The organism is Mesorhizobium sp. P170090 (assembly GCF_057786115.1).
This window is the reverse complement of record NZ_JBYNWH010000001.1, coordinates 1,260,536-1,275,561: the sequence shown is the minus strand read 5'-3', so window position 1 is coordinate 1,275,561 and position 15,026 is coordinate 1,260,536. Positions and strand designations below refer to the sequence as shown.

Annotated in this window: 15 protein-coding genes and 1 pseudogene; 6 read left to right on the top strand and 10 right to left on the bottom strand. The window is 64.4% G+C overall.

Features of this window, described 5'->3' with window-relative positions:
* Window positions 1–157: 157 nt before the first annotated feature.
* From xylB to AC3EML_RS06340, 3 genes are all read right to left on the bottom strand, one after another.
* Window positions 158–1,612, bottom strand: coding sequence for a xylulokinase (gene xylB / locus AC3EML_RS06350; protein WP_488505173.1), 1,455 nt, complete (start codon window positions 1,610–1,612; stop codon window positions 158–160).
* A gap of 81 nt (window positions 1,613–1,693) precedes the next feature.
* On the bottom strand, window positions 1,694–3,019 hold the full coding sequence (locus AC3EML_RS06345) for a tetratricopeptide repeat protein (protein ID WP_023732595.1): 1,326 nt from the start codon (window positions 3,017–3,019) through the stop codon (window positions 1,694–1,696).
* Window positions 3,020–3,043: 24 nt separating this feature from the next.
* Window positions 3,044–3,667: a LysE family translocator gene (locus AC3EML_RS06340; RefSeq protein ID WP_023732596.1), complete on the bottom strand. Its 624-nt coding sequence runs from the start codon at window positions 3,665–3,667 to the stop codon at window positions 3,044–3,046.
* 229 nt (window positions 3,668–3,896) lie between these two features.
* Between AC3EML_RS06340 and AC3EML_RS06335 the strand changes: the two genes are divergently transcribed.
* The 6 genes and pseudogenes from AC3EML_RS06335 (at window position 3,897) to AC3EML_RS06310 (ending at window position 8,419) form a co-directional block, all read left to right on the top strand.
* Window positions 3,897–4,664 (top strand): L,D-transpeptidase, encoded by a 768-nt coding sequence (locus AC3EML_RS06335; protein WP_023668871.1) that lies wholly within the window; start codon window positions 3,897–3,899, stop codon window positions 4,662–4,664.
* A 99-nt stretch (window positions 4,665–4,763) separates the two neighbouring features.
* On the top strand, window positions 4,764–5,930 hold the full coding sequence (locus tag AC3EML_RS06330) for a diphosphate--fructose-6-phosphate 1-phosphotransferase (RefSeq protein ID WP_352521745.1): 1,167 nt from the start codon (window positions 4,764–4,766) through the stop codon (window positions 5,928–5,930).
* Window positions 5,930–6,694 (top strand): MBL fold metallo-hydrolase, encoded by a 765-nt coding sequence (locus AC3EML_RS06325; RefSeq protein WP_050587501.1) that lies wholly within the window; start codon window positions 5,930–5,932, stop codon window positions 6,692–6,694. Before AC3EML_RS06330 ends, AC3EML_RS06325 begins: the two co-directional genes overlap by 1 nt.
* A gap of 27 nt (window positions 6,695–6,721) precedes the next feature.
* A pseudogene (locus AC3EML_RS06320) lies at window positions 6,722–6,940 on the top strand (PDZ domain-containing protein); the annotation flags it as partial.
* Window positions 6,941–7,070: 130 nt separating this feature from the next.
* A complete protein-coding gene (locus AC3EML_RS06315; protein WP_023690266.1) occupies window positions 7,071–7,682 on the top strand; it encodes a molybdopterin-dependent oxidoreductase in 612 nt (203 codons plus the stop codon).
* Entirely contained in the window at window positions 7,679–8,419 is a 741-nt protein-coding gene (locus tag AC3EML_RS06310) for an FAD-binding oxidoreductase (RefSeq protein WP_023690265.1), read from the top strand. The genes AC3EML_RS06315 and AC3EML_RS06310 overlap by 4 nt, the downstream gene beginning before the upstream one ends.
* Before the next feature lie 45 nt (window positions 8,420–8,464).
* On the opposite strand, the gene AC3EML_RS06305 is transcribed toward AC3EML_RS06310, so the two are convergent.
* The 7 genes from AC3EML_RS06305 to AC3EML_RS06275 all read right to left on the bottom strand — a co-directional run bounded on the left by AC3EML_RS06305 (window position 8,465) and on the right by AC3EML_RS06275 (window position 15,023).
* A complete protein-coding gene (locus AC3EML_RS06305) occupies window positions 8,465–9,934 on the bottom strand; it encodes a nucleotidyltransferase family protein (protein WP_352521746.1) in 1,470 nt (489 codons plus the stop codon).
* Entirely contained in the window at window positions 9,934–10,626 is a 693-nt protein-coding gene (locus AC3EML_RS06300; protein WP_245260271.1) for a glycosyltransferase family 2 protein, read from the bottom strand. The genes AC3EML_RS06305 and AC3EML_RS06300 overlap by 1 nt, the downstream gene beginning before the upstream one ends.
* Window positions 10,611–11,363 carry a glycosyltransferase family 2 protein gene (locus AC3EML_RS06295; RefSeq protein WP_023668879.1) on the bottom strand — a complete coding sequence of 251 codons (753 nt, stop codon included), beginning with the start codon at window positions 11,361–11,363 and terminating at the stop codon, window positions 10,611–10,613. Before AC3EML_RS06295 ends, AC3EML_RS06300 begins: the two co-directional genes overlap by 16 nt.
* A 33-nt stretch (window positions 11,364–11,396) precedes the next feature.
* A complete protein-coding gene (locus tag AC3EML_RS06290) occupies window positions 11,397–12,140 on the bottom strand; it encodes a glycosyltransferase family 2 protein (protein WP_352521747.1) in 744 nt (247 codons plus the stop codon).
* Window positions 12,137–13,186, bottom strand: a complete 1,050-nt coding sequence (locus AC3EML_RS06285; RefSeq protein WP_352521748.1) for a serine kinase — start codon at window positions 13,184–13,186, stop codon at window positions 12,137–12,139. The genes AC3EML_RS06290 and AC3EML_RS06285 overlap by 4 nt, the downstream gene beginning before the upstream one ends.
* Before the next feature lie 152 nt (window positions 13,187–13,338).
* Window positions 13,339–13,761 (bottom strand): PqqD family protein, encoded by a 423-nt coding sequence (locus AC3EML_RS06280; RefSeq protein ID WP_023696905.1) that lies wholly within the window; start codon window positions 13,759–13,761, stop codon window positions 13,339–13,341.
* 161 nt (window positions 13,762–13,922) lie between these two features.
* A complete protein-coding gene (locus AC3EML_RS06275) occupies window positions 13,923–15,023 on the bottom strand; it encodes an FAD-binding oxidoreductase (protein ID WP_352521749.1) in 1,101 nt (366 codons plus the stop codon).
* Between the last annotated feature and the right edge of the window lie 3 nt (window positions 15,024–15,026).

Here is a 15,026-nt window from a genome sequence, read left to right as displayed (position 1 = left end):
CCTGCCGGGCATCTCCCCCGCAAGGGGGGAGATTGGCTGGCATCCACGCCTTCGCTAATCACCCACCTTACAAGACTGGCATACCCGCCGACGCTGCCGATCTCCCCCCTTGCGGGGGAGATGCCCGGCAGGGCAGAGGGGGGTGCCTCGCGCTCACTCACGCCATGGCGCCCTTGATCGCCGGATACAGCGCCCGGTAGCGCTGATAGGCATCGGCATACGCCCCGCCAAGCGGGACATCCGGTTCGATCGTCGCATCCGTCCTCGGCGCCGTACACACCGCCAGCGGATCGGCTCCGATTGCAGCGATCAGACCAAGCCTCGCCGCGCCAAAGGCAGCACCGAAATCGCCGTCGGCCGGAATGTCCACGGGCACCTGCAGCGCCGTAGCGATCGCCTTCAGCCAGTAGCGCGAGCGCGAGCCGCCGCCGATCGCGGTTACCCGGGTCAAATCCGTGCCGGCGGTCTTCAGGGCTTCGAGACTGTCCCGGAATGCGAAGGCAACGCCCTCGAGCACGGCTTGCGTCAGCACCGCGCGGCTCGACTCATGCGCCAGTCCGGTGAAGGACCCACGAACGGCGGAATCATTATGCGGCGTGCGCTCGCCCGAGAGATAGGGCAGGAACGACACCCCGCTCGGCGCTTTCAGCACATCGCCAAGTTCGGCGGTCAATTCGCCGGCCTTCTTGCCTGAAATCTCCGACAGCCAGTTCAGCGAATTGGTCGCAGACAGGATGACCCCCATCTGGTGCCAGGTGTTGGGCAGGGCATGGCAGAAGGTGTGCACCGCGCTGGCCGGATTGGGCAGATAGGACGCGTTGGCGGCAAACAGCACGCCAGATGTGCCCAGCGACACAAAAGCGTGGCCGGCGCCGACCGTGCCCATGCCGCAGGCCGAAGCAGCATTGTCGCCGGCGCCGCCGGCAACCGGGGTGCCCGATGCTATGCCCCAGCTGGCGGCCAGTTCGGCGCGCAAGGCTCCGGCCTTCTCCGTGCCTTCGACCAGCGACGGCATCTGCCTTTCGTCGAGCGATGTCGCCGCAAGCAACTCGGGGGACCAGCGCCGTTTGCCGACATCGAGCCAGGAGGTGCCGGCCGAGTCGGACATTTCTGAGATATGCTCGCCGGTCAGCCACAGCCGCAGGAAATCCTTCGGCAAAAGCACCTTCGCCACTTTGGCGAAGACGGAGGGCTCATTGTTCTTCACCCAGGCGAGTTTCGGCGCCGTGAAGCCGGGGAAGACGATATTCCCGGTGAGTTGGCGAAAGCGCGGGTCGGCATCGAGCGCCGCGGCCTCAGCGTGGCTGCGCGTATCATTCCACAGAATGCAGGGGCGCAGCACCTGGTCGCCGGCATCGAGCAAGGTGGCGCCATGCATATGGCCGGAAAGGCCGATGCCCTTGACCGCGGCAAGCTCTTTCGGGTGCGAGGCTTTCAGCTCGGCAATGGCCGTCTCGCAGGCGCGGATCCAGTCCGTGGGGTTTTGTTCGGACCAGCCGGGATGCGGCCGCGATACGTCAAGCGAAGCATGGCCGGAGCCGATGATCTTCTGCCCGGCATCGATCAACAGCGCCTTGACGCCCGACGTGCCGAGATCGAGGCCGAGATACATGCATTCCTCCCATTGCCATTAATTTTTTCGGGTCTCGAAAAAATCTGGCTTGCCAGTTTTTAAAACAAGATCCGCCGCGGGTCAATTCTCTGACAAATTGGCGGCGCGTTGCGAAAACAGCGCCGACAGCGGACTGTCCGGCCGGGCCAGTGCGCGCTCGGCCGTCAACGCCCGGGCAAGCGCTGTGTCGCCGGCGCGCAACGCCGCCTCGATCAACGAGAGATCAATCACATCGCGCTGGGCGTGGCTGCCGCCAAAGCGATGGGCAATGGCGCGGATCGGTCGAATCAGGCGCACCGCTTCGCTGTAATTGCCCTCGCCGAATGCCTTGATGCCTTCCGTCAGTGGCTGGCCGACATCCCGGGTGAAGGCGGCGTTGTCGTCGCTGGCGCGCATCGCCTCATGCTGGGCTTCGAGCAAGATCTTGACCGGCGCTTCGAGACCGGCGCCGACGAATGCCATCATCGCATGCGCATCGTTGAAGGCGTAATTGCCGGCTCCAGCCTTGGGCGCCCAGTTGGCAGCGAGCGCTGCCCAGCGGTCGCCGACATCGACACCGCCGAGATAAAGCCGCCACAGGATCGCAGAGGCGTCGACCATGTTCAGCGCCAGCGTCGAACGCTCGCCATAGATCGGCCCGTCATAGAGCTTGAGCACCTCGTCGATCTCGCCGAGATCGTAGTGGAACAGCGCCAGATGCCACCAATTATGCACCTGCAGGAAGCTTTCTTTGGTCCACGCCTCGGGGTTGGCGCGCATCCAGGCGATGCCGTCGCGTTGCCGGCTCTGCATCTCCATGACATGGGCGACCGCATGCTGCGCCCAGCCGTCTCGCGGCTCGATCTCGATCGCCTGTCGGCCGAAACTTTCGGCTCTGATATAGTCGCCCATCTCCTCGAGACCGAAGGCCTGCATACCGAGAATGGCGTGGTAACCTGGCATGCCGCTCTGCCAGGACGGCAGCGCGCGGCTGATACGGTCGCGCAGCATGCGGGCATTGCCGGTGAAGAAGTCGATCTGGTGGCCGACCTGCAACGCCACCGCGTCGAGCGGGTTGTCGATGGCGATATCTTCGAGCAGGCGCGCGGCGTCATGCCAGCGTCCCTCGGCAAGGTGGCCAAGGGCCGCCACATGCGCCTGTTCGCGCGGCGTCGCGGCAAGCGGCAGTGCCGCAGCATGGCATGCCTGGGTGACCGCCATTGCCTCGCGTTCGGTGGCGAGGCCGAACAAATACCCCTTGAAGACATGCGCCATAACGAAACCGGGATCTGCCGATATGGCGCGGTCAACGGAGCCGACCGGGTCGCCGACGAAGCATTGCAATTCATGAACGGCCTGGTTGTAGGGTGAAAACCCGGCCTCGGTCGCGCCCGAAAACATTAGGCCGAATGGATCTCTTACTGCCATATCGGCCCTGATGCTCCGCAGTTCCTAATGGCCCGAGCGCATCGCCACCGTGGCGATCCCGGCGCCGACCAGCAGCGTGCCGCCGGTGCGGTTGAAGATGCGGATCGCCTTGGGGTTGCGTACGACGTTGCGGGCGCGCGCCGCAATCAGCGCGTAGCCGAAGGCATTGGCGAAGGCGAGCGCCAGGAAGGTCGTTTCGAAGATCAGCATCTGTGTCCAGAAATCGGCTTCCCGATTGAGGAACTGCGGCAGGAAGGCGACAAAGAAGGTGATGCTCTTCGGGTTGAGTGCGGTGACCAGCCAGGCGTGCGCCATCATCTTGGCGGCCGAGACGGCATCTGTGCGTGGTTCGGCTTTGAGCGCGCCGCCGGCGCGAAACAGTTTTACCCCGAGATAGATCAGATAGCAGGCGCCGATCAGCTTCAGAATGGTGAACACGGTCGCCGACGCGGCCAGCAGCGCGCCGATGCCCAGCATCGACAGGGTCATGGCGGTGAAGTCGCCCAGCGCCACGCCGACGGCCATCGGCAAGGCGGTGCGCCAGCCCTGGCCCAGCGCATAGGACACGACCAGAAGAATGGTCGGGCCGGGAATGATGAGCAGGACGGTGGAGGCGGCGGCGAAGGCGGCCCAGTTTTCGAACGACATCTTTGTCTCCTTGAGCGCAAAGAAAAGGATAAATCCTCGTGTGCGGAGGAATGTAAAGAGCCCTCTCCCAAAAATGCACGGCGGACCATTTCGCCAGATCGCTGCGGCTATTGGCGGCACAGGCTTAAGACCGGTCGTTGGGCCTTCACCCTTTTTCAACCATGTTTGGCGAAACTGCCTGCCATCCGGCCGGACCGTGTTTCCCGCCGACAGCGTAGGGTTTGGGTGCATGCGTGAGTTGCCGCAGAATGTGACGCCGCCAGCAAATGGCGACGCAAACGAGACCGAACATCTCTATTCCCGCCGCTTCGTCCTGTCAGGGGCCGGCGCCATGACGCTGCTCGGCATGGCCGGCTGCAGCACTTCGACGCTCGAGCTGCCGCAATTCCAGCTGGATGACACGGTCACCGGCTCGGTGCGGCCGATCCGTCCGGCGATCAGCGTCGACAAGAACGTCACCGGCCCCGATGTCATGTACGCCTCGCTCAACGATGGCGGCTTCGAAGTGCCGGCGGTGCCCTATCAGAAGGTCAAGCCGGAGTTCCGCCGCCAGATCGTCGTCAACGAGACCGGCGAGGCGCCCGGCACCATTGTCGTGCATCTGCAGGAGCGAAAGCTCTATCTGGTGCAGGAGGGCGGCGACGCCATCCGCTACGGCGTCGGCATCGGCAAGGACGGCTTCCGCTGGTCCGGCCGCGCCAACATCCAGTACGGCAAGGAATGGCCGACCTGGACGCCGCCGCCGGAGATGATCCAGCGCAAGCCGGAACTGGTGAAATGGCAAAACGGCCAGCCCGGTGGCCTCACCAACCCGCTCGGCGCACGCGCCCTCTACATCTACCAGGACGGCAAGGACACCGGCTACCGCATACACGGTTCGCCGGAATGGGCGAGCATTGGCCAGGCGATGTCGTCGGGCTGCGTGCGCCTGATCAACCAGGATATCATCGACCTCTACAGCCGCGTTTCCAAGAAGAACCCGGTCGTGGTCGTCTGATCCTGTGCGGCGGTTTGGCGCCGCTGGAAACTCCCGTTGCGCGATGCGGCAAGCTAGGCCAAGGTGCCTTGAAAACCACAGCGCCGGGAGAGATCGAGCATGGCTGGAACGTTTGTCATCGCACAGGGCGGCGGCCCGACCGCCGTCATCAACCAGACGGTTGTCGGGGCCACGCTGGAAGTCCGCAAGCGCCATCCCGGCGCCAAGGTGCTGGGCTCGCTCCACGGCGTGCGCGGCATTCGTGACGGCAACTATGTCGACCTCTCCGCCATCCCAGAGGACCGGCTGCGGCTGATCGCCGGCACGCCGAGTGCCGCGCTCGGCTCGACACGCGACAAGCCCGACGCTGCCTATTGCGAAGTCATCCTCAACGGGTTGAAGAAGGCCGGCGCCGACGCTTTCATCTACATCGGTGGCAACGACACGTCGGGCACGCAGCGGATTCTGACCGACGCCGCCGGCGGCAGCATTGCTTTCGTCCATGCGCCAAAAACCATCGACAACGACCTCGAGGAAAACGACCACACGCCGGGCTTCATCTCGGCGGCCGAATTCGTCGCCGGCGCCTTCCTGTCCGTCGATCTCGATTTCCGCGCATTGCCCGGCATCTATGTCGGCATCGTAATGGGTCGGCATGCCGGCTTCCTCACCGCGGCGGCTGCAGCCTGGCAGCTCGATCCCGACAGCGGCCCGCATCTGGTCTACGTGCCGGAACGGCCGTTCTCCGCCGCCGGTTTCATCGACGACGTGCGCGCCACGCTCGACCGCCACAAGCGTTGCATCGTCGCCGTCTCCGAAGGAGTCAGCACCGCCGACGGCAAGGCGCTGGTCGAAAGCCTGGTGCCGCCGGACAAGCTCGAGCGCGACGCGCATGGCAACGTCAAACTGTCGGGCAGCGACCTGCCGTCAGCTCTGGAACGTGCGCTCGCCGAAGGCCTGCCGGGCAAGCGCGCCCGCGTCGATGCGCTTGGCTACATGCCGCGCGGCTATGTCGGCGCGATCAGCGCCGTCGACGCGCGGGAGGCTTTCGACGCCGGCGCCTTCGCGGTTGCCGTTGCCGGCGAAGGCGGTGGCTCGGTGGCGCTGCAATATGACGGCACGAAAACCGTGCTGAAGAAGGTGCCGCTGAAGAACGTCGCCGGCAAGACGCGCCATATGCCCGACGATTTCATGAAGCCCGATGTCAACCAGCTGTCGGAAGCGGGCATGGCTTACCTGAAGCGGCTGGTGCCGGAAAAATACAAGGTGGGAAAGCCCTTCGTCTGATGGGCGGCCGTTTTGGCGGCACCCGTTTTGGTGGCGAGCGCGTTGTCGGCGACTGGTTCGGCAAGACGATCATCGACGACCGCACGACGATGCTGACCGAGCCGTTCGTGCATGATTTCGTGCGCGCCAACATCTGGCATTTCAGGGGACGCGACGCCGACCTGCTGGTCGACACCGGCATGGGCATCTGCCCGCTGGCGCCTGAAATCGACACGCCCGAGGGCAAGCCGCTCATCGTTGTCGCCACCCACATCCATCTCGACCATGTCGGCTCGCTGCACGAGTTTCCGCTGCGCGCCGGGCCGCGGCACAGTGCCGAGCATTTCGAGACCATGAACGAGGCAGTGACCTACGCCTACATGTTTTGTAATCTCGACGGCGCCGTTTCGAAATTGCCGACGCCGGGCTGGACGGCGGCCGACTACAAGATCCCGCCGGCGCCGCTGACGCGCACGCTGGACGAGGGCGACGTCGTCGACCTCGGCGACCGGCAGTTCCGCGTCCTGCATCTGCCCGGACATTCGCCGGATTCGATCGCTTTGTTCGAAGAGACGGACGGGTTGTTCTTTGCCGGCGACGCCATCTACGATTCCATGCTGATCGACGACCTGCCGGATTCCTCCCGGCCTGATTATCGCCGTACCATGCAGCGGCTCCTCGATCTGCCTGTCCGTCTCGGCCATGGCGGCCATGGGCCGAGCTTCGACGGCAACCGGATGCGCGAGATCGCCACAACCTATCTCAGGCGCACCGAAGGCCGCTGACGACATTGTGATCGGAACCAGCGTGGCGCCGTGGTCGAGCGCGTCAATCCGGACAAGGCAGCCGCCAATGCGGGCCTGCAGCCGGGCGGCGTCATCGTCGCCGTCGACCAGTCGCCGGTGCGGAATGCGCGGCAAGCCAACCAGGCGATCGCCGAGGCCGGCAGATCGGGCCGGAAGTCGGTGCTGCTTTTGATCGATCGCGGCGACGCGCAAATCTTCGTCGCCGTATCCTTCGCCGCCGGTTGAGACATCATGGCAGGCTCGCCGGACCACCGACAGGCCTGCCGCACGGCCGCCGAAATTCCTATTGCCCGCCGCGACATCTTCGAGAACATTACGGCAGGCCGGCAATGGCCTGCTAAAAACGGACAGTCAAATGGTCACTCGCGGTTTTTCCTCCGGTCGAAAGCCTCCGACGGAGACCGATGCGCGCATTCCGCCCGGTCAGTATCTCGAACAGGGCTTTCCGGTGCTGTCGGCGGGGCCGACGCCGCGCGTGCGCACCGAGGACTGGTCGTTCACGCTCAAGCACGGGCCACGCCCGATCAAGAAGTGGAACTGGGCCGAGTTCAACGCGCTGCCCTTGACCAAGATGACGCGCGACATCCATTGCGTTACCGCCTGGACCAAGTTCGATACCGCCTGGCAAGGCGTGCTGGTCGACGATATCCTTGCCGATGCCGGCATCGAAGCGCCGACCGGCTTCCTGCTGGCGCATGGCTATGACGGCTATACCGCCAACGTGCCGGCCAAGGATCTCACCGAGGGGAAGGCGATGGTGGCGCTGCTTTATGAAGGCAAGCCGATCACGGCCGACCATGGCGGCCCGGCGCGGCTCCTGGTGCCGCATCTCTACTTCTGGAAATCGGCCAAATGGCTGAACGGGCTGCAGTTCACCGAGCGCGACGAGCCGGGCTTCTGGGAATTGCGCGGCTATCACATTTATGGCGACCCGTGGCGCGAGCAGCGCTATAGCGGCGATCCATGAGCGAAGCGCCGCAATCTCCCTGGCAGACGGCGAAAATCACCCGGATCGAAAAGCGGACGCCACGCGTTGCTAGTTTCTTCTTCGCGCTGTCACGGCCATTCGCCTATCGCGCCGGACAGCATGTCGATGTCAGGCTGACTGCGCCTGACGGCTACCAGGCGCGCCGCTCCTATTCCATCGCCTCGGCGCCGGAGAGCGGCGCCACGATCGAGCTGGTGATCGAGAAGCTCGACGATGGTGAAGTCTCGCCCTTCTTCCACGACATCGCCGCTGTCGGTGACGAGATCGAACTGCGCGGGCCGCTCGGCGGCCATTTCGTCTGGTCCGATGGGGATGGCGGGCCGCTGCTTCTGGTCGGCGGCGGCTCCGGCGTGGTGCCGCTGATGGCGATGGTGCGGCATAGAACCTTGCGCAAATCGGCGGTGCCGGTGGCGCTGATGTTTTCGGTGCGGGTCTGGGACGAGGTGATCTTCCGCGACGAGCTGATCGGCCTCGGCGACGGCCGCGACGGGTTCGAGCTGGTGCTGACGCTGACACGCGAGGCGGCACGGCGCCCGTCCGACTATTCGAGGCGCATCGACACGGCAATGGTCATGCAGGCGCTCACGCGGCTGCCGCGGCCGCCGGCGCTCGCCTTCGTCTGCGGGTCGAACACCTTCGTCTCGGCGGCTGCCCGGGCGCTGATCGACGCCGGCATACCAGCGGAAATCATCCGCACCGAGCGCTATGGCGTCTGAGAGGGCCACAGTGGTTCACCGTTTCATGGAGACAGCGACCCGCTCTCAGGCGGGTGAAAACCTTGCCGACAGCAATTGGAACGGCAGCGCGCCATAGGCGGCGACTTCGGCCTCATTGTCCCAGTTGCGGAACTGGCGCGATGGCCGTGCCTCGATCACCAGAGGCCGGCCGGTGTCGTCCACCGTTACCTTGCCGCGAAAGCGCAGCACACGTCCGCCGCCGGCGCGGCTGATCACCATGGAACGCAAGCGGGCGACGTGACCGCTGCCGGCATTGATTTCCATCTCGATGCGGCGGCGGACTGGCGGAACGACGATCCTGACGGTGACGTCCAGCATCATCTCTCCAGTCCTGTCCGGACGCGGCAGGGCCTGAGAAAGCGCGGACGGTTCCGGCGTCGCTCTTGCCTTGCGCAATGTCGGCCTGCCGCGCCAGACGGCAGCAGGCGTCGGATGCTGCAGTCGGCCCTTCTTGCGTTTCAGGCGCAACTGCTTGGCAAAGCCGCGCGACAGCCAGACGAGACCGCCGAAATCGGTGCGCGGCTTGGCCTGCAGCACCGAGGACCAGCGCGACAGGCCGGCGTGATCGGCGTTCGCAACCGTCCGTGCCAGTTCAGCCGGCGGCACTGCAATGCCGATTTCCAGGCTGAGGTAGGACAGCGCCACCGCCGCGGCTACGGCCAGGTGGCGCCTGGCGACGATATCGGCGAACACGTCCCAGTCGACCTCGTCGCCCTCGATGGCGACGGCGCAGTCGACCAGCCAGTCGCTGTGGGTGTGGGCATCGAGGCCGCCATGTGCGATGGCGAGCGCCATGCGGTCGGCCGGAGAGGGAACAAGCACGCGGACGCCATTGAAATCGGCTGACAGCGCCCGCTGCCAGATCGCCAGATCATCTTCCGCGCTTTGCTGCGACCCGTCATAAGCGAGCTGGTGCAGGTCGATGTCGCCGAAACTGCCCTTGAAAAAATTCATCGAACGCAAGGACGCCAGCCTGGTGCGCAGATATTGCGGACTGACGCCGGTGGCGATCTGCCAGTCGCGTTCGCTAAGCACATCGAAGGCGGCAATCATGGCCTGCGGGCGCACCAGTATGTCGATGTCATGCGCCACCCGGCCGCGCTGCGCCGACGCGTTGACGGCGATGCGGCTGGCGCCTTTGATAAGCATCACCGCGCAGCCGGCGTCGATCATGGCCTGTAGCGCCGGCTCGGCCTCGCGCGCAGCCAGTCGCGATTTGGTCCACAGCATCTTTTGCAGGCCGACAAGACGTGGATAGGCCGGATGCCCAGCGAGCTTGCGGCCGAACCTGTCGGAGATCGCGGCCAGCAGCCGATGCTCGCGGAAAGCAGCATGGTCGATATCGTTCTCGTCGAGCCAGCGCGCCGCATAGGCCCCGGCCGCCTCTTCATCGGGGAGCAATGCGGCCTTCAGCAACTGGTCGAGGCCGCCAGTGGGCCATGACCAACCATAGTCCGGAAACCGACGGCCGATACGGCGCATGGCATTGGCCATCAGTCGGCGCTCGCCTTTTTCGCTGCTCGCCTTTGCATGGCCAGCCTTACGACTTCGACATAACCGCGGTCGCGCACGGGGTCGCGTCCATAGGACATGCTGTCGGGCCGGATGCGGCGCAAGGTTAGGACATCGTCGAGCATGGCAAGCGCAAAGCCCGCCTCGCGGACACGGGCGATCCAGTCGACCATGTCGCCGCGACCGCCTTGCGGGTCGATGATCGGACCGACGGCCTCGGCTACCTCCCGGCGGATCATCATCGTCGTGCGCGACCAGCCCGCCACGGCCACGTCCTGTTGCACATCGGGCTTGTCATCGCGAAACGTCCGCCAGTGGGCAAAGACTCCTGCCGTCGCGGGAAACCGCTCGAAATGCTCCAGCTGCCTTTCGATCTTGGTCGGCAGCCACAGATCGTCCGCATCGAGCGTGGCGACGAAGGGCGTCGCCAGCGCGGCGATGCCCCTGGTGGTGGCGCTGCCTGGTCCGGCATTGTCCTGGCGCAACACCTGCACCGGCATGCCCAGCGAATTGACCACCGCGACCGTATCGTCGGTCGAGCCGTCATCGACGACGATTATGGCGTCGGGCTGGACCGTCTGGGCCGCGACCGATCGCAGCGTCTCGGCGATGGTGGCGGTCGCGTTGAAGGCCGGAATGACGACGCCGTAGCTGGCCATCACAGGAAACGCCAATTCGCAAGTTCCTTGAAATCGAAGATGCCGTCGACAGGGTGCAAGGAGCGGTCGGCCTCGCGCCGTTTCATCGACTTGTAGACGGCGCGCATGAATTCGCGAAAAGGAACATCGGCCTGCCTGGTCATGTTGCCGGGATGGCGCCGGTAATAGAGCGCAACAGTGTCGGGCATCGTGAATTTCGGACCGCTTTCGAAAGTGCGCAGCAGATAGTCGGTGTCCTCGGCCTGGTGGAAATCCTCGTCGAAGCTGCCGATGCGTTCGACCAACCGCCGGACGAAGATAGCGGGAGACAGGTGAATGCCGCGAACCGTCATCGAGTGGCTGTCGGCTGTCGGCTCCAGCGTATCGTCATCTATGTCGTCGACCAGCGTCATGCGCGAATAGGTGAGCTCGAGGGTGGGGTCTGCGTCGAAACAGGTCAGATCCGCCTTGAAGCGGCCCGGCGGGGAAATGTCGTCGGAATCGAGAAACGATACCAGCCCGGTCTGCGGCAGCAATTGCCGCAAGCCCGCGTTGCGTGCCCGCGTCACCCCGGCATTCTGCTGCTGGAAAAGGCGAATGCACGGCGCCTCCGCGATCAGCGAGCGCACGACCGCCACCGAACTGTCGGTCGAACCGTCATCGATAACGATGATGTCGAGATCGGCGGCATCGCGCTGCCTCAGCAGCGAGCGCAGCGCCGAGCCGACATGGCGTTCGCGGTTGTAGACCGGCATGATCACGCTCAGCTTCACGCACGCATTCCAGGCTGTGATCTATTCATTCTTTCACCACTCTGCCGGGCGCTTGATCTCGAAAAGCCCCTCGACCGGGCGCCGCGACGGATCGGCCTTGCGCCGCCGCAAGGATTTCTGAATCACACGCAGATATTCGCGCACCGCCACATCCCTTTGCTTGGTCAAATTGCCGGGGTGGCGCCGGTAGTATACCGCGACGGTGTCAGGAAAAATGTGCTTCGGGCTGGTTTCGAAAATGCGCAGCAGATAGTCGGCGTCTTCGCCCTGCCGGAACTCCTCGTCGAAAGCACCGGTACGGTCGATGAGTGCCCTGCGGAATATCCCGGCGCTAAGGCTGACGCCGCGCACGGTGGGACCTGCGCCGCCCGGTGCCGGCTGCAGGGTTTCGTCGTCCATGAGATCGACGCGCGTCATCAGCGAGTAGGTCAGCTCGAGCGCAGGGTCGGCCGCGAACAGGGGTAGGCCAGCCTTGAATCGTCCAGCCGGCGAGACGTCGTCCGAATCCAGGAACGACACCAGTTCGGTTTGCGGCAGCAACTGCCTCAGCCCTGTGTTGCGCGCGTTGGCCACGCCCTGGTTTGCCTGCTGGAACAGGCGGATGCACGACGCTTCCCGCATGATGGCGCGGACTGCTTCAACGGAGCTGTCCGTCGAGCCATCGTCGACAACGATGATATCGAGATCGGCATCGTCGCGTTGCCTGAGCAGGGACCGCAACGTCGAAACGACATAGATCTCCCGATTGCAGACCGGCACGATGACGCTCAACTTCATGCGGAGCCCCGAAGGACGAAATCCGCAATCGTGCCGGCGATCTCGCGCGGCTCGGTCCCCAGCGACAGCCGGTAGCATGGCAGATCGCGGGTAAGCTCGCTGAAAAAGCGAAAGCCCGCTTCCCGCTCGCCCGGCATCTGCACGATTCCTGACGGCGCCAGGGCGATCATGGCATCCTTGCGCGATATGGGCATGACCGAGCTTCTCGCACCTCCCCTGATATGGGGCACTATCAAAGCAATAATGTCCAGACTTGGAGGAGTTGGTCGAGGCGCGATCTCGTTGATGTGAAAGGCATGCTTGCCTTGCCAGTTCAGCGGTTGGTACGACTTTAGCCGCTCCTCCAGCTTCAGCCGCTTGAAGCCCTCCGGATCCTGCTTGAGCGTGGCAAACAGCGGATAGGCCGTCACCCCCCCGGTCCGGTCGATCAGCACATAGTCGTCGCCGACGCTATCGAGCCCATTGAGCAGGCCGGCGACGACCGTTCCCGATTTGCCGGCTCCGCCAGAGCCCGCCAGCAGCACGCCCTTGCCATCGATGCCCAGCGTGCCGGCATGGGTAAGCCGCATGCCGCGCGCCGCATATTCCCAATGCAGGAAGGCGCGCAGCGGCGCCGCCTGTTCCCATGGCGGAAAGGCCTCGGCCGCCATCATCAGCTGCGCCCCGACATGGCGTTGCGGATCATGGAACTGCCAGAAATCGAGGTCATGATAGTAGCTGCCGCGCAATCCGGCCTCTTCCAGCCGGTTGGCAAAGGCATGATGGTTATAATCGCCTCGGCCCCAGGTGCCCGGGGCGGGGACGCCATCGATGCCCGGGTGGGCGACGAAAATGCGGCAGCCGTCAGATGCAGACGGATTTTCCGGGGCCGGTATGAAGGCATGGCTCATGGCTTCCGCCAGCGTGCCATGGTCGAGGTGGACACTCAGCTCCAGTCCCGGCAACCGCACGCCGGCGGTAACGGGATAGAAGGCGGCGGCGCTTTCCGCGGCCGCCAGCACATGGCGGGCATAATCCGGCAGGGTTTGCAGCGTGATCAAAGGCATGTGTTGGTTGTTCAGCGTCCAGAATTGCGCCGGGTCGCCTGATGCATGTCGCTCGGGGTGGCCCCGGTTTTGAGACGACGACATGCATGAAATCAAAGATCTAAACCGCGTCGCCTGAGTCCGTTCAAACGCGACGCGCTTTAGGGAAACGATTATGCCTGTTTCACCGCCGGCCAGCCGAGAGGTTCCTCGACCTCATGGATCGGGTCGACAATGATGAGATCGGCAAGGTCGTCATGGACATCGACCTTGAGCGGCTCATTGCTGGCAGCAAGCGCAGACGACAGCTCGCCCGAAAGCGGTTGTGCCGGTGTTTCGGCTGGCGCAAGCAACCCGAAATCGAGCAGTCGGGCAACGAAGCTTTCGAGGTCGGCCAGGCTTATTTTTGCGGCGCCCGCGGCAGCTCCGACCAGCGCTTCAGTGGCGACGCCGGACGACAAAGCCTGCCAGACCCGGCTGCCGGAATCGGAAAAGCCGAAATACTTGCCGTTCGAAAGATCGAGAACGACGGCTTCGCCATCGAATGATTCGAAAACGATGTCCTTGCTTGCGACCGCGTAGACCCGCTGTTGCATCGCTGTGTCCCCCGTCCCATGCGCCCTGAAGGGATGCGCCAGCTTCACGGTCTGCCAAGCCCTTCCTAAGTGCGTCTAAATCACTTGGCCGTTGGTTGGCAAGACAAAGACCCGCGAATACAACGCCTGCGTCGGCGACCGTTGCGGCGAAGTCGACCGGCTCAAGCCTCGATTTCGAGCGCCGACAATGGTTTCGAGCAGCAGGCAAGGATAAAACCGTCATCGATCTCGTGGTCGAGGATGCCGCCATTGTGGCTCATCTCGACTTCGCCGGAGACCTTCTTCACCTTGCAGGTGCCGCACAGGCCGAACTCGCAGGCGGCGGGAATCCGCACGCCCGAGCTGCGCGCGGTCTGCAGCACGGTCTGGCCGGCGACGCAGCCGGCGTCGACCTCCGAAAGCGAGAAGCGGATCGGCGTCACGGCTTCGACAGGTGCAGCGATGCCGTCCTCGACCGGGGAGGCAAACGGCGCCGGAATTTCCTCCACCACAGGCGCGGCAAAGCTCTCCTGATGGTATTTCGTCATGTCGAAGCCGGCGGCATCCAGCATGCCGCGCACGGCGCGCATGAACGGATCGGGGCCGCAGCAGAAGATTTCGCGCTCGCGGAAGTCCGGAGCCAGCAAGGGCAGCCGGATCGCATCGATGCGGCCCATATGGCCGTACCAGCCTTCGCGGCTGGAACGTTCCTCGATCATGAAGCCGAGCGACAGGCCGGGCATATGGCCGCCGAGCAGTTCGAGTTCCTTGCGGAAGATGATCTCTTCGGCACGCCGCGCGCAGTTGACGAAACCGACATCGGTCCATGGCGCGCAGTCGTTCAGCCAGCGCAGCATCGAGATCATCGGCGTCACGCCGGAGCCGGCGGAAATGAACAGGTATTTGGCCGCCGGGTGGCTGTGCAACGAGAAGTCGCCGGCCGGTCCGTAGGCCTTGACATGCGAACCGGGCACCAGATGGTCGAACATCCAGCGCGTGCCGATGCTGCCGGCCTGCGCCTTGACCGTCACCGCGATCGAAAACGGCCGCGATGGCGACGACGACAGCGTATAGGTGCGCATCAGCGGCCCGTCCGGTGTCGGCAGTTCCAGCGTCAGGAACTGGCCCGGCTTGTAGCGGAACCAGGTCTGGTTGTCGGAGCGGAAGGTGAAGGTCTTGACGTCGGGCGCCTCGTCGCTGACGCCGATCACTTCCAGCACCTGCAGCCTATCGTTCCACGGCGCCATCTGGTCGAGATGGCGATAGAGCCCAAGATCCGTCATCGC

Bases quoted from the DNA above. Each gene is read 5' to 3' on its own strand.
- AC3EML_RS06305 (WP_352521746.1), bottom strand. From the start codon at position 9,934: ATGGCCAATGCCATGCGCCGTATCGGCCGTCGGTTTCCGGACTATGGT.
- AC3EML_RS06285 (WP_352521748.1), bottom strand. From the start codon at position 13,186: ATGCCTTTGATCACGCTGCAAACCCTGCCGGATTATGCCCGCCATGTG.
- AC3EML_RS06275 (WP_352521749.1), bottom strand. From the start codon at position 15,023: ATGACGGATCTTGGGCTCTATCGCCATCTCGACCAGATGGCGCCGTGG.
- AC3EML_RS06340 (WP_023732596.1), bottom strand. From the start codon at position 3,667: ATGTCGTTCGAAAACTGGGCCGCCTTCGCCGCCGCCTCCACCGTCCTG.
- AC3EML_RS06325 (WP_050587501.1), top strand. From the start codon at position 5,930: ATGGGCGGCCGTTTTGGCGGCACCCGTTTTGGTGGCGAGCGCGTTGTC.
- xylB (WP_488505173.1), bottom strand. From the start codon at position 1,612: ATGTATCTCGGCCTCGATCTCGGCACGTCGGGCGTCAAGGCGCTGTTG.
- AC3EML_RS06310 (WP_023690265.1), top strand. From the start codon at position 7,679: ATGAGCGAAGCGCCGCAATCTCCCTGGCAGACGGCGAAAATCACCCGG.
- AC3EML_RS06280 (WP_023696905.1), bottom strand. From the start codon at position 13,761: ATGCAACAGCGGGTCTACGCGGTCGCAAGCAAGGACATCGTTTTCGAA.
- AC3EML_RS06315 (WP_023690266.1), top strand. From the start codon at position 7,071: ATGGTCACTCGCGGTTTTTCCTCCGGTCGAAAGCCTCCGACGGAGACC.
- AC3EML_RS06335 (WP_023668871.1), top strand. From the start codon at position 3,897: ATGCGTGAGTTGCCGCAGAATGTGACGCCGCCAGCAAATGGCGACGCA.
- AC3EML_RS06290 (WP_352521747.1), bottom strand. From the start codon at position 12,140: ATGAAGTTGAGCGTCATCGTGCCGGTCTGCAATCGGGAGATCTATGTC.
- AC3EML_RS06345 (WP_023732595.1), bottom strand. From the start codon at position 3,019: ATGGCAGTAAGAGATCCATTCGGCCTAATGTTTTCGGGCGCGACCGAG.
- AC3EML_RS06330 (WP_352521745.1), top strand. From the start codon at position 4,764: ATGGCTGGAACGTTTGTCATCGCACAGGGCGGCGGCCCGACCGCCGTC.